This window comes from Bradyrhizobium sp. B120, from assembly GCF_049075665.1.
GTDB lineage: Bacteria > Pseudomonadota > Alphaproteobacteria > Rhizobiales > Xanthobacteraceae > Bradyrhizobium.
Genome location: NZ_CP185242.1, coordinates 8,062,498 through 8,076,958 on the forward strand (window position 1 = coordinate 8,062,498; position 14,461 = coordinate 8,076,958).

Below are 14,461 nucleotides of genomic sequence, written 5' to 3' on the forward strand. Positions count from 1 at the left end.
ACGCCGCGACGCGGATCGCAAATGCCCTACAATTCAGCTCAATCAATGCGAGACGTGCCTGGAGCGCATCACTTCGCGAAGCGCGGCGTAATGCTGATCATGCACATCCTGATTGAACAACGACCACGGCTCGGCGCTCGCCAGTAACGCAGGCACCGCAGCAGCCATCAGATTGCGATAATTCCTGAACTCGGCTGCAGCATCGGCGTTGCGGCCCGCGGCAACGGCCATCTCGATTCGCCGCAGCGTGAGCACGAGCTCCTTCAGCCCGCTGCGCGCAAGCACGCGCTGCTGCTCGCCCCCGGACACGCTGGTGTTCTTGCGATCGGGATATTGCTCAGTCAACTCGCGCAGCTCGCGGCCGATCGTATCGACTGCAAGCGCGACGATGTCCTTGTCGCCGGCGGGAATCGCGGTCGCGAGCACCGTCGAGAAATCGTTGATCTCCTTCAGCGTCGCACCGGCACCGTCGCGTTCATAAGGCTGCACGCCGTCGCCGACGGCCGTGAGATAGGCAACGAGGTCGCCCTTGTCCTGTGCCGAGAGGTCGAGCTGAAAGGTCCGATCGAAATAATCGACGACCTGGTTGAAATTGTCGAAGCGGCCATCGTGGAAATACGGCGCGTTGAAGTCTGCGTTGCGCAGGGTCGGCGTCTTGAACAGCCCGCCCGAGCCGACGTCATGCTGCTGGTGATCGACAAAGCCGGACGATGGCACGTGGCATCCTGCGCAGCTCAGCGCCGGATCGTGCGGGAATGGCTTTGCGAACAGCGCCTCGCCGCGGCGCTCCGCGTCGGTGATCTTGCCGGCCAGCCGCCCGGCGGGACCAAGGCTCGGATTGGGCAGAAAATCGATGTCGTGAAGATAGGCCACGATCGCATCGAGCGTGGCCGGCGACGGCTCGGGACCTGCGAACTCGCTGGTGATGACGTTGTGGACGAAGTCGCGCAGCGAGGCGAACCGGCCATCGGCGCCGTAGGGTGCAAGATAGCGCGCGCCGCGCAGGCTCGGAATCCGCACCGGATCGAACGACAGGTTGTTGGCCTTCGGATTGAACAGCGCCCCCGTGGTGTCGAACGTGCCGGGCCGGCTCGACATCTTCGGCATGAAGAATTTGGCGTTGTTCGCGCCATTGACGTGGCAGGTGCCGCAGCTCACGCCGGCCTGCCGTGCTACCTCGCCGAGCAGGCCCGGCGAATTGAAGGCGAGATCGCCGAGATTCACCAGATACGACTTGGCTCCGGTCCGCTCCGACTGGAACACCTCACGCGGCTTGTCGAGCGCATCCTCGTTCAGCTCGGTCGCAACCGGCAGCACGGTCTTGTCGCCATCGACCGGAAACGCCGCCGCGCGCCCGAGCAGCGCGAGGGCGATGACCGCGGAGAGCAGCGCAGCCGGACGCAGGTGTAGCGATCTCATCGCGCCTGCGCCTCCAGGGTCGGGCGCTGCAGCCCGAGCTTTGCCGAGGCGCTCTGCAACGCGACGACCAGCTCCTCGCTGGTCTGGCGCAGATCGGCGATATTGACATGCGGCAGGTCGGGCGTGGCGACGATCGCCTCGAGCTGCTCGATCCGGTTCGTCACCATCTCGTCGAGCTTGCCGTCGACCGTGTTGAGCGCGGCGGAGAAAATCGTGTGATAGGCGAAGTCGATGCCGGCGATATTGTTGCGCATATCGTCCAGCGAGGTGCCGCTGATGCGCGACTCGCCGCCATCGGCTTTGCTTTCGCCGACTTCGTAAGCGAGCCGCACCGTGCCATCCAGGAGGCCTTGCGGCGTCAGCTTGATATCCCTGAGCTTGCCGTGAAGATCGTTCAGGTGATCGACCAGGCCCGTGGCATCGGTGGCGACATCGGTACTACCGGCTCCGAACAGTTTCGCTTCGATGGCATGGAACCCGCTATCCGCGTTCGGCCAGGCATCGATCTGCGCATCGAGCTCGGGCACGAAGCCCGCGGTAAACACCTCCGAGCGCTCCCAGCCGGCGCGCGCCGACAACCAGGCCTTCCGTGCACCAGGCAAGTCCGCCGCAGCGGCGCGCTCGCGCAACGTACGCGCGCCCGCCAGCGCACTGCCAACGCCCTCGATCAAATACGGCCGATAGCGCTCGGCGCCGTCCTCGAGCGCGCCCGCGTTCGCGGCGCGCACGCCTGCCGACGCTGCCAGCAAAGCCAGGCACGCCGCCACTCGCATCTTGTGCATAGCCAACCCACTCGTCTGCCGCAAAGGGCTCGCGGCACGTAATCGGGCGAACTATTGTCGGTATCCTATGCGGATTTGTGACAGCGCAGACTTTTTGTCGCATCTTTTCTGCTTCGCGATCGTTGTTGACGATCACAATCCCGCAAACGCATTGCTCGATTGAAAATGCACTGTTCAACGCGCGCGAGTTGTTGCAACACAGTGTGTTCACGCGTCACACTTGTCCCGCCACCATGCCACTCGATCGCGAAGCTCTTTATTTCATTGCATCTTACGGCGCGCTTTGCGTGCTGTGCTGCACCGTCGCGCTGATCGATCTGCGCCACGGCATCATTCCCGATTGGCTGAATCTTGCGATCGCGGCACTCGGTCTTGCACACGTCGTCATCACTGAAAGCACGACAGCCGCGCTCAGTGCGATGGCGATCGCCGTTCTCGTCGGCGCGCTGTTCTTTCTATTGCAAAGACTCTACTTCGTCTTGCGGAAGGTAGACGGGTTGGGACTGGGCGACGTCAAGTTTCTTGCCGCCGCGACGATCTGGGTCGGAGCCTTTGGGATTCCGACCCTGCTGCTGATCGCGGCACTCGCAGCACTTGCTGTCGCCGGCAGCCTGCAGCTCGCAGGACACGAGATGAAGCGCCAGACGTCGATCCCGTTCGGTCCTTTTCTTGCGCTCGGACTTCTCCTGACGCCTGCCCTGCAGAGCTGGCTGGAATTGAACTAGCGCGGGATCGAAAGGGCAATCACCTCTGGATCCGCGCCGCCAGCGGCCTCCTGTCGGTGCTGACCGGAACGAGGCGGACGTCGCCGTTCTCCTCGGTGCCCGGCTGGGGCAATGTGAGCACGGCGTCGTGCTCGTCTTTCTGCATGGTGACTTCGCGTCCGCTGATGGCTCGCAGCTTCCATCCCTGGAAATCGTCGCCGAGCTTCAGCCGCAATGCGGTCTTGTTCGCTTGATCGAGAAAGATCCCGAAGCTTTCATCGTCTCCCGCGATCGTGCCGACGAGCGACAGCGGCGGCGGCTCGAGCGCGACCTTGCGTGGCGGCGGCGGCAACGGCTTGCTGACTTCCGGCTCCGCAACGACGGCAGGCGGCGGCCGCCGCGACGGCGAGAACACCGGGCGGTCGCGGGTGTTGGACAGCGTCTTGAGCGGAATGCCCCACAGCGGATTTGCGCTGAGCGGCCGGGGCGTCGGCGCCGGCGAAGGCGCCACCCGAACCGACGTCACCGGCTCGGACGACGGCGGTGAACTCAGCACCGGCCCACCCAGACGGGTATCGTCGAGCATCCCGGCATCCAGCGCATCGCCGGATGGGTCAGGCACCGCAGCCGGCGCCGAATAGGCCGACACCGCCAACAGCACGATGGTTGCCGCGAAGCGTCGCATCATTTGGCTCCTCGCCATTGTCCGGATACGCCGAGCAGCACGCGCAGCTTGCCGGGATCGGCGCCCTTCGCCGCCTCGTCGGCCACGGGTTGCACGACCAGTTGGTCGATGAACAGGAACGGCATGCCGGCTTCGAGATCGTAGAGCACCTGCTGCAACTGCGCCTGTTCGATCTCGCTGCTCGCGACCATGCTGATGAAACCGGCCTTGGCCGGCGCGTTGGGAACGTCGAGCTGCGTCGACAGCACATTGCCGCCGGCCTTGATCACCGCGCCCGACACGCGCTGCAGCAGCGTGGCGCCGGCAACCGTGACGGTCGCCCCCTCGAGATAGGCGGAACCGGTCGGCATCGGGGACTGACCGGGCGCGGTATTCGCCTTGGACCGTCCCTCGAGTTGCTCCAGCATTCCGGCCGATGCCGCAACATCGCTGCGCAGGCCGATGATATCGGAGAGCGACGAGATGACGACGAACAGCAGCAGCACGAACACGCCGAGATAGCTCGCGGTCGCGACCAGTGGCGAAGTGCTGACGGCCGTCAGCGATCGGGATGCTGCGCTCATGAGCCGGACCCAAAGGAAGCGGATAGATTGGCCTCGACGTGGAACCGCTCCGCCGATTCATTCGCGGCGCGGGTCGTCGGCGCGAAGAATGTCGCGCGGGTGAATTGCGGCGACTGCTCCAGCAAGCGGATCAGGGATGGCGCATCCTGGGTCAGTCCCACCACCTGCACCTTGTTGCCCTCGATGCGAAGCTCCGTCACATAGGTCGTGTCGGGCAGCACGCGCGAGATCGCTTCCAGAACCATGACGCTCGATGGCGTCGTCTGCTTGCGCTTGGCGAGCAGGCCGAGACCGGACGTGTCGCCGTTGGTATCGAGACGCAGGGCGGCGCGCCGCTGTGAGATCCGGTGTTGCAGGTCCTCCTGCTCGGATTGCAGCCATCCGCCGAGATAGATGTTGAGCAGCAGGGAGACCGCGGCCACAGCCGCCGTCGCGACCAGACCGATGCGCAACAGGCGCGGAACCGCAGGTCCGGCAAGGCCGCGCAACGATCTGTCGAGCAGCGTCACTTGCTGCGGGGCGCCATCGCCGCCAACCGCCGGCGCCGAGACCGCAACGGTGGCGGCGCCGAGCATCCTGGCCATCCGGATCAGCGGATCGACCTTGCTCGCCGCGGTCGCACTGAACGCGACTTCAATACGGTCATTGGAGATCGGCTGCGGCGGACCCCAGCCAAAGACCGCATCGGCGGCGGTCCATGGCGTCAGGCGGTCGACCTGCGCACGGATCATGCCATCCAGGAAATCGCCGGCCTGGCTCGGGAAATCGAGCACACGGCTGACGATTTGATCCGATCGCAATCGCACCTCGATGCGGCTGCCGTCGAACGCGGTCTTCCACTCTGTTGACAACGGAGGCTGCGGCGCATCGTGATCGAGTCGGAACGAAACCGGAGCTGACGGCGAGCCATCTCTCGCCGCGGTGGCGCGGGCTGTGAACGTACCGTCGGCATTTTCGTCGAGCTCGATGCTGCGCCGACGCATGAACCTGCCCGCAACGCCGTCGACGGCAGTCGCGACCGCGCCGATCCATTGCTCGAACCATTGCCGTGCTTCGGCGAGTATTGCCATCAACCTCTCCTCCGCGGCAGAACCGTACTACGCGGCTCGACATCGTTCTGCCAGGACAACACACGATAGGGCTCGACCTTGTCGCCGAGCGCAATCACCGCTTCAGACGTGGTGCGGTGACCGTTGCGGAACCGGATCGAGATTGCGATCCGGTAGCAGGGGCTCTGCGCGGTCGATGCCGCAGTTTGCGGGTTCGGCGCCTGCGATCCGGCACTGAGGCCGCCGTTCGGCGACGGAGCAGGCGCGCCGAAGCCGTCCTGCTGCTTCCCCGATGCCTTGTCCACGGCAAGAGCGACTTCCGGCGCAGCGATCGCCGGATCGACATCCGGACTGCCGTTGAACACCGTCACGAACGGCAACACACGATCGACGAAGGCTTCGGGGATGCCGGCGACCAGCGCCAGCTCGTTGGCATGGGTGAACAGCCCCTGCCGCGGCGAATAGCCAAGCGCGTTGTAGCGCGCGGCCTCCACATTCTCGCTGCCCGGCGTGGGCCGGGTTCGCCAGCCGACGATCCGGTCGGCGTATTCGCTGGCGGCGTCCTTTCGGGCGCCGAGCACGACAAAGAGGCCGATCAGCATTTCCTTCGACGCGTAGTTCAGGTCAACGCGGCCGGCCTCCGACGTGAAGGTGACACCGACGCTGGCGTCGTCCAGCCCGAAATGAAACGCCCCGTACTGCGGCCGCGTCTTCTCATCCGTCAGCGTCAGCTGATAGGCGGTGAGCTCGAGCCCGGCCGACACCAGCGCCTCGGTCTGCAACGACAGGTCGCTGGCTGCCAACGCGCGCGCGGAGGCGGCAAGATAGGCCGAGAAGATGATCGCCAGCGACGACAGCGCAAGCAGGATCCAGAGCACCGCAACGATGACGAAGCCGCGGTTGGGCGGCGATCGGCCGGTATTGCCGGACGCGCTCATCACGTCTTCCCCTGATCGGTGGCACCGTCGGAGCTTTGCTTGTCGCCGCAATTGCCGTCCGGCTTGGTGCAATCGCTCGGAATCTGGACATGGACCGGCGCGATGGTCGACACCGACAGGACGCGCTGGCTTGCCGCGTCACGCACGGTCAACCGGATCATCGCCGGCAGCTTGTTGGCATCCTTCCATACGCTCTTCCAGGCCCGGTCGGCACCGGCATAGGCGAACGACAGGCGATAGGGTGCGCGCAGCAGCACGACGGGGCTACCGAGATGCACCTGTTCCGACAGCGACACCCCATCGGCCAGCGGCGTGAAGCGCGCCTGCGAACGAACCGTGACGAACTCGCTGCGATCCCGGGTTTCGCCAAGGTGCACCACGTCGAGCCCCGGCCCCGCATTCGGCCCCACCGACGTGCGCACGAACGTCACCGACAATTCCGATCCGTCGAACAGCGGCTTGTGGGTATCGCGGTTGGCGGCAACGAACTCCGCCGCGGCGAGATCGGCGCCGATCCGTTCCAGCGCGATCCCGATCAATTCGCTGCGCTGGATCCGGTCGAGCCCCCGGTTCCAGCTCGGCAGCCATTGCGCCGTGATGCTGGCGAGTGCCGACAGCAGCAGCCCCATCAGCGCCAGCGCGACGATGGTCTCGATCAGCGTGAAGCCACGCTCGCCTCCTCGCTGTGCTGTGCCTGCCGGGGTCATTCCGATGACCTCGGCATCAGACGCACGGTGCGAATGTCGGACAACGCACCGCCCGGAGACTTGACGCGAATGCGCACCAGCTCCGGCGCCCAGGGCACGTTGCCCTCGGGCACCGTCCAGTCGCCACCGAGCGGACTGACCTCGATGGTCCAGCGGTAACCCTCCGCCTGCCCCGTCGACGTGCCCGACTGCAGTTCGGCGCGCGGCGGAATGCCGACCGTCATCAAGGTGCGCACCGCCTGCATCAGCGCGACGTGCTGCTCCATCGCCCGGACGCCGCGCGTCTTGACGCCCATCACCGCGCCGATCGCAACGATCGAGACAGCCACCAGCGCCAGCGCCACCAGCACCTCGATGATGGTGAACCCCGCGTCCATGCGGTTAGTTGGCGGCGACGTCGCGAGCAACGATTTCTACCCTTCCGGTGAGCCAGTTGACGCGGACCTCATATCCCGCATCGAGCCGCGTCAGCGCGATGGAGCCGCCGCAGGAACCGCCATTGGCGAAGAAGCGGATGGTCGACAGTGCGGCGCGGCGCTGACAACTCTGCGGCAGCACCGCATCGAACCGCACATCATCGGGGATTCGCACCGTCATGCGCGACGCGCCGGAGTGGATCACCCGGCTCGCCGCATCGACCAGCGTCGCAACGCTGCTGCTGCGCTCGATGGCGGCATTACGATCGGCCTTCAGCAGCGTTGCGGTCTGCAACGCATAGGCCTGCAAGCGCGAGCGCGAGGTCTGGTGCGGAATGAACGGGAGCAGCACGGCCGACAGCAGCGCGATGATGGCAAGCACGCACACCATCTCGAGCAGGGTGAAACCGCGCTGCGTCGCCTCATTCATGCTCGCCATGCATCCTTATTGTTGGTCGTTGTTGGCGGCTGTCGTCTTTTCAAGCGAGATGTCGGCCGAGGTGCCGCTGCCGCCCTCCTGACCGTCGGAGCCATAGGAGACGATATCGTAAGGCCCGTGTTCGCCGGGCGAGCGATAAAGATAGGGATGGTTCCAGGGATCGCTCGGAACGTTGCCGCCCTTCAGATAGGGGCCGTTCCAGGCGGCGACGCCCGGCGTGCGCCGGACCAGCACGGCAAGTCCTTCCGCCGTGGACGGGAAGCGCCCGGCGTCGAGGTAGAACAGGTCGAGCGCACTGGAGAAGCTCTGCAACTGGATGCGCGCGGTCTTGACCTTGGACTCGCTGAGATAGTTGAGCACGCGCGGCCCGATCAGCCCCATGATGAGGCCGATGATCGCGATCACCACCAGCATCTCGACGAGGGTAAAGCCCTCCTGCCCCGAACGCCTTGGCGGTTGTGAGCGCGCCGGATCGCGTCCCGCTCGCTTGGAGAATGTTTCGATGATCGTGTTGCGCGATATCATGACCGATGACCCCTGCTCTAACCGACTAGCTGCGTGACCGAGAGCAGCGCCGTCATGACCGATACGATCAGTCCGCCGACGACGATGCTGATCGTGATGATCGCCAGCGGACCGACGATGCCGACGACACGGTCCAGGCTGCGCTGCAATTTTGCTTCGTAGAATTCCGCGACCCGCCCGGCCAGCACCGGCAGCTGCCCGGTCTCTTCGCCGAGCCGCAGCATGCGGACCGCCATCGGCGGCAGGCTGTCCGCCACGGCGAGCGCGTCCGACAACTTTCCGCCATGGCGGACGCGGTCGGCGGCGGCGGTCCAGTTCGCCTCGCTCCCCGTCACCGCCATGATGTCGACGAGGATGCGCAATGCGGCCGTGAGGTGGACGCCGCTGCCGAGCAGGACGCCGAGATTGCGGCAGAACAGGCTCGCGCGATAGAACTGAAAGGCGCTGCTGATGCCCGGCACCCGCGAGATCCCGCTGACCAGCGCGGCGCGCACCCGCGCCTGCCGCAGCAGCCACCATGCGAGCGCAATCGTCGCGGCACTGATCAGGCTTGCGGCCGTGGCATTAGCGCGCAGGAAATCCGACACCGCGATGAAGCTGGCGAGCGCCGTATCGGACTTGCCGCCGAAATCGCCGAGCACGGTCGAGAATTGCGGCAGCACAAACAGCAGGAAGAACAGCATCACGCCGGATGCCGCGACCAGCACGAAGGCCGGATACTGCATGGCATCGGTCAGCTTGCGCCGCATCTGCTCCGAACGCGCGCGCTCGGTCCCTAGCATCTCGAGCACGGAGTCGAGCGTGCCGGAGATTTCCCCCACCCGGACCAGGGCGATGTACATCGGCTGGAACAGGGTCGGATGATCCGCCACCGCATCGGCAAAGCTCTCGCCGGTGAGCAGGGCTGCGCGGATCTTGGCCACCACCGGACGCATCCGGCCGACATCGGCATCGCCGGACAAAAGCTCCAGGGCATCGTCGAGCCGCGCGCCGGCCTTGAGCAGCAGCGCGAGATCGCGCGTGAACGTCGTAACCTCGGCAGCGCTCGGCCCGCCGAACAGGCTGCGGCCACCGGCTGTGCCGGATGCGCGCTTGTCCTCGGAGGTTTCGATCGGGAGCAGCTTGAGATATTCGATCCGCCGTGCCACCTCGGCCGCCGTTGGAGCCGAGATCGTGCCGTTCACGATCTCGCCGGCCTGGGTCAAAGCGCGATAGCGATAATTCGGCACGGCGTCACCGCACCGTTGCAACGCGGAGGATCTCGGCGGGCGAGGTCAATCCGGCGCGGCATTTGGCAACCCCGTCATCGAGCATCGGGGTCATGCCCGCCCGGATCGCCATCGTATCGATCTTCATTCCGTCGCTTCGCTCTCCGATCAGTTCGCGCAGTTCACTGGATAATTCGAGCAGCTCGAACACGCCGAGACGGCCGCGATAACCGGTCGCGCCGCAACGCTCGCAGCCGCATGGCTCGTGGATAATCTCGCCTTCCCGGAATCCGAGTGCGGTGAGCCGGGGATCCTCGGTGAAATCGGCCGTCGCCAGCGGCCGCGCGGTCTTGCAGCGCTCGCACAATTGGCGGACCAGGCGCTGCGCGATCACGCCGCGCAGCACCGAACGCAGCAGATAGCCTTCGACCCCGAGGTCGAGCAGGCGCGGCACCGCGGCGGCCGCCGTCTCGGTGTGCAGCGTCGTCAGCACCAGATGCCCGGTCAGCGCCGCATGCACCGCGACATGCGCGGTCTCGGAATCTCTGATTTCACCGACCATGATCACGTCAGGGTCCTGGCGAACGAAGGAGCGCAGCGCGGTGGCAAAGGTCAGGCCGATCGCCGGCTTGACCTGGGACTGGTTGACGCCGGGGATCTCGTATTCGACCGGGTCCTCGATCGTCAGAATCTTGCGGCTGGGCTCGTTGAGGATCGAGAGGATCGTCGCCAGCGTCGTGGTCTTGCCGCTGCCGGTCGGTCCCGTGATCACGACCATGCCGTACGGCAGCTTCAGCAGCCGCCGCAGCTTGGCTTCGTCATTCTCCAAGAATCCCAGCTTCTCGACGACCAGCAGGCCGCGATCCTTGGGCAGAATGCGGATGACGGCGGATTCGCCGTGTTGCATCGGCATGATCGCGACGCGGATGTCGATGTCGGCGCGCCCGACCCGCAGTCGCGCCGCGCCGTCCTGCGGCAAACGGCGCTCGGCGATGTTGAGATTGGCGATGATCTTGATGCGGGAGACCACCGCCTGTGGCAGCACCCCCGACAGCGCCGCGACCGGCCGCAGCAGGCCATCGATGCGCAAGCGCACCATCAGGCCGGCGGAAAACGGCTCGATGTGGATGTCGCTGGCGCGCAGCTCGACGGCCTTCTCGATCAGATCGTTGACCGCGCGCACCACCGGCGCACCGCTGGCGAGATCGCGCAGGCTCTCGATATCGTCCTCACGGGGCAGCGCCGCCGCGGTATCGGCGGTCTCGGCCTCCTCGGCGCTGGAAGAGTTGTTCAGCGCGATGGCGACGTCTTCCGACGACGCCACCTTCACATTGATGCCGGCGCCGAGCACGATCTGCGCCGCCCGCAGCGTCGCCTGGTCGGTCGGATCGACGACCGCAAGGACAGTGCTCCCATCGGCCGTCCGGCATGGATAGACCATGGTCTCGCGCAGGAAGCGCGGCGAGAACGCCCCGACCAGCGGTTCGGCCGAGGTCATCTCCTGGAGCGTCAGGCGGCCGAGCGCGAAGAAGCGCGCGGCCTCGTCGGCGAATTCGGTCGGTGCGAGGCTGGTGACCTCCCACAGCTTCAATTGCCTGGCGTCGGCGCCCTGCCCGCTCCGCTCCGCCGATCCGTCGATCGGCGCCAAATGATTGTTCTGGCGCAGATAATCCACGAACCGAACGGACAGGTCGTTGGCCATTCTCGATATCCCGCCACACTATCCCGGATCAGTCCGTGCCATCCGCCGTCGCGTCGGCTCCCGGCAATTCTGCGGTTATCGATCCGAAGTGTGACAGCTGTGCGAAGTCGCATCGTTCGCCTGGCTCAAGAAACCTTGACGTGGCATCGCGGACACGGCGGCGCGCCGGCTGCGCAGATTTGGTGCGATGCGATGGTCAGGTCGCGAACGACAATCATGTAACCAATTTATTTCTGTCATGTTCGATCGCTAAGAGTCCCACCGGGTAGGACCGATCGTCGCACGCCGTCGAAATTTCAGTTAGTCAGAGCGAAGGGCCTTCATGCAACGCGTAGGCACAGTGGGCCGCTGCCCGACGATCCGTGGCGGCTTGGCAGCCATTTTTGCCCTGACGTCGCTGGGGTTGCTGGCGTCCTGCAATTCCGCGACGGTCGGCGAGAGCGTGGACGCGTCCCAGGTCGACGTCACCGACAAGGTGCGATCGCTCGATCTCTTGCCGCGCCAGCCGCAACCGGTGAGCGGGCTGGCGGCGGGCGGCAGCCAGGGCGGCTCCGTCCGCGCGGCGATGTATGACGGAAGCGAAGTGACCGCCGTCGCCGACGCGCGGCCGCAGCCGGCCTCGAACGGCAATGGCTTCGATCTGAATTTCGAGAGCACGCCGGTTGCGACCGTCGCCAAGGTCGTGCTCGGCGACATCCTGCATGTCGGATACACCATCGACCCGCGGGTGCAGGGCACGGTGAGCCTGGTGTCGGTCCGCCCGGTGCCGAAATCTGACATGGTCTTCGTGCTTGAAAACGCGCTTCGCCTGAGCGGCGTGGTGTTGCTGAAAGATACCGCGGGCTATCGCCTGACGCCGCTCGGCGACGCCGTCGGCGGCGGCCGCGTCGATGCCGCGGCGGCCAATCCCGAGCCCGGGTTCGGCATCTCGGTGGTTCCCCTGCAATATGTGTCGGCCCAGACCCTGCTGAAGCTGACCGACAGCTTCGCCACCAGAGCGGGTTCGATCCGCGCCGATACGACGCGCAATCTGCTCCTGATCCAGGGCACCGGCGCCGAGCGCCGCACCGCGGTCGACACCGTGCTCAGCTTCGACGTCGACTGGATGCGCGGCCAATCGGTCGGCATCTTCCCGATCTCGAGCGGCTCGCCGGCACCCGTCATTGCCGAGCTGGAGAAGATCGTCGATTCCGGCGAGAACGGCCTCAGCCAGAACGTCATCAAGTTCATGCCGATCGCACGCCTCAACGCGGTGCTGGTGGTGACCAAGAAGCCGGACATGCTGCACACGGCAGCGACCTGGATCAAGCGCCTCGACCGCAACGACACCGCGCGCACCTCGGTCCATGTCTACCGCGTCAAATACGGCGACGCGCGCCAGATCGCGCGGGTTCTGACCGACATGTTCCTCGGCGGATCATCGGGCAATCTGCTCGACAGCGCCGACAGCCAGCTCGCGCCCGGCTCCGGCACCTCGTCGACATCGAGCGTCGCCGATCGTCTGTCGGCGAACAGCAATTCGGGCTCGAACTCGGGCAGCTTTGCCTCGCGCGGCACGTCAGGGACAGGTGCAACGGGCCAGGGCCTCGGCCAGGGATTTGGCGCCGGCGGGCAAGCGAACAATCCCAATCAGGGCCAGGGCAACAATGCCGCGCTGGATGCCGGACGCGGCGCTGGCTCGGGCTCAGGCAACGGCCAGCCCGTCATGCAGGACGTGCGGATCACGCCCGATGTCGTGAACAACAATCTGCTGATCTATGCCGACCAGGCCAACTACCGCATCATCGAGGCGACGCTGCAGCAGATCGACGAGCCGCAGCTCCAGGTCGCGATCGACGCGACGATCGCCGAGGTCACGCTCAACAACACCTTGTCCTATGGCGTGCAGACCTATCTCACCAGCAGGAACCTCGGCCTGAAGCCGAACATGGGCTCGTTCACCGGCACCCAGGCCACCACGGCGCCCGCGACCACCACGGACGCGACCACCGGGGTCGCCTCCGTCGCAGGCTCGGTCACCAATGCCTTCATCAACCGCGCCTTCCCGGGCTTCAACTTCCTGATCGGATCCGAGACGCAGCCGAGCCTGATCCTGGATGCGCTGCATGCCGTCACCAGCGTCAAGGTGCTCTCCAATCCGTCGCTGGTCGTGATCAACAACCAGGTCGCGACCTTGCAGGTCGGCGACGTCGTCCCGGTGTCGACCGGCAGCGCGACGGTGCTGACCGGGAGCAACACGGTGGTCAACACCATCGACTATCGCAACACCGGCATCATCCTGCGGGTTTCGCCGCGCGTCAGTGTGAACGGCACCGTGCGGCTCGATGTCGAGCAGGAGATCAGCAACGTTCCGCAGACCAGCGCAAACAGCCTGACCCCGACGGTGTCGGAACGGAGGGTCAAGAGCCAGATCGCGGTCGCCAACGGCCAGACCGTGCTGCTGGCGGGTCTGATCAGCGAACAGCAGAGCGGCAATCGCAATGCGCTTCCCGTGCTTGACCAGATTCCCGGCCTCGGTGATGCCTTCGGGCATCAGAGCAACGCGACCCAACGCACCGAGCTGATCATCTTCATCCGCCCGCAGATCATCCGCAACGGTTCCGACGCCCAGATCGTGGCCGAGGAGCTGCGATCGAAATTGCGCGGCAGCATCGCCACGACGACGACCAATGCGCCGATCACCACCAGCTTCCATTGAGCGGGGCGACACGATGCTCCTCACGCGCGCGCTTCGGACAAACCTTTGCGCTTCGCTTGCGGTCGTGGCCTGGGCGATGACCGCATCGATCGCGAGCGCCGATAGCCTTGCGCGCGGAACGGCTGCCTTCCATCGCGGCGACTATGTCAGGGCATTTCACGAGCTCTCGCCCGCCGCCGATCGCGGCAACGCAAGAGCCCTCGGCATGCTCGGCTTCATGTATGAGCACGGCTTCGGCGTACCGCAGGCCTACGCGGCCGCCGCCGATCTCTACTATCGCGGCGCCATGCAGGGCGACCCTTTCGCACAAGCCATGCTCGGCCTGAGCTACGACAGGGGCCACGGCGTTCCGACCGATTTCTTGCTGGCCTACAAATGGCTCAATCTGGCGGCGGCTCGCACCGGCGGGCGACAGCGCGATGCCTATCTCCGCTTCCGCGATGCGGTCGCATCCAAGCTCTCGACCTATGAGATCATGGCCGGCCAGCGGTTTGCATTGGAATGGGTCCCCGACCGGCAGGCACCGGATGTGCATCTGACGGTCAAGTAGTCGCCTGCCGTATAAGCCTCATGGGGTGCGCGCAAGGCGCTGGCGATTCCGGGAAAGCGACCTTTGCATCGCGCGA

15 protein-coding genes are annotated in these 14,461 nt (G+C 65.6%); 3 read left to right on the forward strand and 12 right to left on the reverse strand.

Going from position 1 to position 14,461, the window contains the following annotated elements:
• Positions 1 to 42: 42 nt before the first annotated feature.
• Both ACOIX3_RS37460 and ACOIX3_RS37465 read right to left on the reverse strand, forming a co-directional pair.
• A complete protein-coding gene (locus ACOIX3_RS37460; protein WP_420966998.1) occupies positions 43 to 1,419 on the reverse strand; it encodes a cytochrome c peroxidase in 1,377 nt (458 codons plus the stop codon).
• The gene (locus tag ACOIX3_RS37465) at positions 1,416 to 2,201 is read right to left on the reverse strand and encodes an EfeM/EfeO family lipoprotein (protein WP_420966999.1); all 786 of its coding nucleotides are present in this window, start codon (positions 2,199 to 2,201) and stop codon (positions 1,416 to 1,418) included. The genes ACOIX3_RS37460 and ACOIX3_RS37465 overlap by 4 nt, the downstream gene beginning before the upstream one ends.
• A gap of 125 nt (positions 2,202 to 2,326) precedes the next feature.
• Here ACOIX3_RS37465 and ACOIX3_RS37470 point away from each other — a divergent pair, with 125 nt between their 5' ends.
• Positions 2,327 to 2,926, forward strand: coding sequence for a prepilin peptidase (locus ACOIX3_RS37470; protein ID WP_420967000.1), 600 nt, complete (start codon positions 2,327 to 2,329; stop codon positions 2,924 to 2,926).
• A 19-nt stretch (positions 2,927 to 2,945) separates the two neighbouring features.
• Here ACOIX3_RS37470 and ACOIX3_RS37475 read toward each other — a convergent pair whose 3' ends face one another.
• From ACOIX3_RS37475 to ACOIX3_RS37520, 10 genes are read right to left on the reverse strand one after another with little or no spacing between them, the layout of a single operon-like run.
• Positions 2,946 to 3,590 carry a hypothetical protein gene (locus ACOIX3_RS37475; RefSeq protein WP_420967001.1) on the reverse strand — a complete coding sequence of 215 codons (645 nt, stop codon included), beginning with the start codon at positions 3,588 to 3,590 and terminating at the stop codon, positions 2,946 to 2,948.
• A complete protein-coding gene (gene gspM / locus ACOIX3_RS37480; protein WP_420967002.1) occupies positions 3,590 to 4,153 on the reverse strand; it encodes a type II secretion system protein GspM in 564 nt (187 codons plus the stop codon). The genes ACOIX3_RS37475 and gspM overlap by 1 nt, the downstream gene beginning before the upstream one ends.
• Entirely contained in the window at positions 4,150 to 5,223 is a 1,074-nt protein-coding gene (locus tag ACOIX3_RS37485; protein WP_420967003.1) for a PilN domain-containing protein, read from the reverse strand. Before ACOIX3_RS37485 ends, gspM begins: the two co-directional genes overlap by 4 nt.
• The gene (locus ACOIX3_RS37490) at positions 5,223 to 6,140 is read right to left on the reverse strand and encodes a general secretion pathway protein GspK (protein WP_420967005.1); all 918 of its coding nucleotides are present in this window, start codon (positions 6,138 to 6,140) and stop codon (positions 5,223 to 5,225) included. Before ACOIX3_RS37490 ends, ACOIX3_RS37485 begins: the two co-directional genes overlap by 1 nt.
• A complete protein-coding gene (locus ACOIX3_RS37495; RefSeq protein ID WP_420967006.1) occupies positions 6,140 to 6,847 on the reverse strand; it encodes a PulJ/GspJ family protein in 708 nt (235 codons plus the stop codon). Before ACOIX3_RS37495 ends, ACOIX3_RS37490 begins: the two co-directional genes overlap by 1 nt.
• On the reverse strand, positions 6,844 to 7,224 hold the full coding sequence (locus ACOIX3_RS37500) for a prepilin-type N-terminal cleavage/methylation domain-containing protein (RefSeq protein WP_207833457.1): 381 nt from the start codon (positions 7,222 to 7,224) through the stop codon (positions 6,844 to 6,846). The genes ACOIX3_RS37495 and ACOIX3_RS37500 overlap by 4 nt, the downstream gene beginning before the upstream one ends.
• Before the next feature lie 4 nt (positions 7,225 to 7,228).
• Positions 7,229 to 7,693: a pilus assembly FimT family protein gene (locus tag ACOIX3_RS37505; RefSeq protein ID WP_420967007.1), complete on the reverse strand. Its 465-nt coding sequence runs from the start codon at positions 7,691 to 7,693 to the stop codon at positions 7,229 to 7,231.
• A gap of 15 nt (positions 7,694 to 7,708) precedes the next feature.
• Positions 7,709 to 8,227, reverse strand: coding sequence for a type II secretion system major pseudopilin GspG (gene gspG, locus ACOIX3_RS37510; protein WP_420967008.1), 519 nt, complete (start codon positions 8,225 to 8,227; stop codon positions 7,709 to 7,711).
• A gap of 17 nt (positions 8,228 to 8,244) precedes the next feature.
• Complete coding sequence (locus tag ACOIX3_RS37515; protein WP_420967010.1) at positions 8,245 to 9,456, reverse strand: type II secretion system F family protein; 1,212 nt, start codon at positions 9,454 to 9,456, stop codon at positions 8,245 to 8,247.
• Positions 9,457 to 9,460: 4 nt separating this feature from the next.
• Positions 9,461 to 11,137: a GspE/PulE family protein gene (locus tag ACOIX3_RS37520; protein ID WP_420967011.1), complete on the reverse strand. Its 1,677-nt coding sequence runs from the start codon at positions 11,135 to 11,137 to the stop codon at positions 9,461 to 9,463.
• Between the two features lie 322 nt (positions 11,138 to 11,459).
• Here ACOIX3_RS37520 and gspD point away from each other — a divergent pair, with 322 nt between their 5' ends.
• Positions 11,460 to 13,835 carry a type II secretion system secretin GspD gene (gene gspD / locus ACOIX3_RS37525; RefSeq protein ID WP_420967012.1) on the forward strand — a complete coding sequence of 792 codons (2,376 nt, stop codon included), beginning with the start codon at positions 11,460 to 11,462 and terminating at the stop codon, positions 13,833 to 13,835.
• Between the two features lie 76 nt (positions 13,836 to 13,911).
• The gene (locus ACOIX3_RS37530; RefSeq protein ID WP_420967013.1) at positions 13,912 to 14,385 is read left to right on the forward strand and encodes a tetratricopeptide repeat protein; all 474 of its coding nucleotides are present in this window, start codon (positions 13,912 to 13,914) and stop codon (positions 14,383 to 14,385) included.
• Positions 14,386 to 14,461: the final 76 nt, after the last annotated feature.

Coding starts and splice junctions, on each gene's coding strand:
- ACOIX3_RS37460 (WP_420966998.1), bottom strand. CDS start 1,419: ATGAGATCGCTACACCTGCGTCCGGCTGCGCTGCTCTCCGCGGTCATC.
- ACOIX3_RS37465 (WP_420966999.1), bottom strand. CDS start 2,201: ATGCACAAGATGCGAGTGGCGGCGTGCCTGGCTTTGCTGGCAGCGTCG.
- ACOIX3_RS37475 (WP_420967001.1), bottom strand. CDS start 3,590: ATGCGACGCTTCGCGGCAACCATCGTGCTGTTGGCGGTGTCGGCCTAT.
- gspM (WP_420967002.1), bottom strand. CDS start 4,153: ATGAGCGCAGCATCCCGATCGCTGACGGCCGTCAGCACTTCGCCACTG.
- ACOIX3_RS37485 (WP_420967003.1), bottom strand. CDS start 5,223: ATGGCAATACTCGCCGAAGCACGGCAATGGTTCGAGCAATGGATCGGC.
- ACOIX3_RS37490 (WP_420967005.1), bottom strand. CDS start 6,140: ATGAGCGCGTCCGGCAATACCGGCCGATCGCCGCCCAACCGCGGCTTC.
- ACOIX3_RS37495 (WP_420967006.1), bottom strand. CDS start 6,847: ATGACCCCGGCAGGCACAGCACAGCGAGGAGGCGAGCGTGGCTTCACG.
- ACOIX3_RS37500 (WP_207833457.1), bottom strand. CDS start 7,224: ATGGACGCGGGGTTCACCATCATCGAGGTGCTGGTGGCGCTGGCGCTG.
- ACOIX3_RS37505 (WP_420967007.1), bottom strand. CDS start 7,693: ATGAATGAGGCGACGCAGCGCGGTTTCACCCTGCTCGAGATGGTGTGC.
- gspG (WP_420967008.1), bottom strand. CDS start 8,227: ATGATATCGCGCAACACGATCATCGAAACATTCTCCAAGCGAGCGGGA.
- ACOIX3_RS37520 (WP_420967011.1), bottom strand. CDS start 11,137: ATGGCCAACGACCTGTCCGTTCGGTTCGTGGATTATCTGCGCCAGAAC.
- gspD (WP_420967012.1), top strand. CDS start 11,460: ATGCAACGCGTAGGCACAGTGGGCCGCTGCCCGACGATCCGTGGCGGC.
- ACOIX3_RS37530 (WP_420967013.1), top strand. CDS start 13,912: ATGACCGCATCGATCGCGAGCGCCGATAGCCTTGCGCGCGGAACGGCT.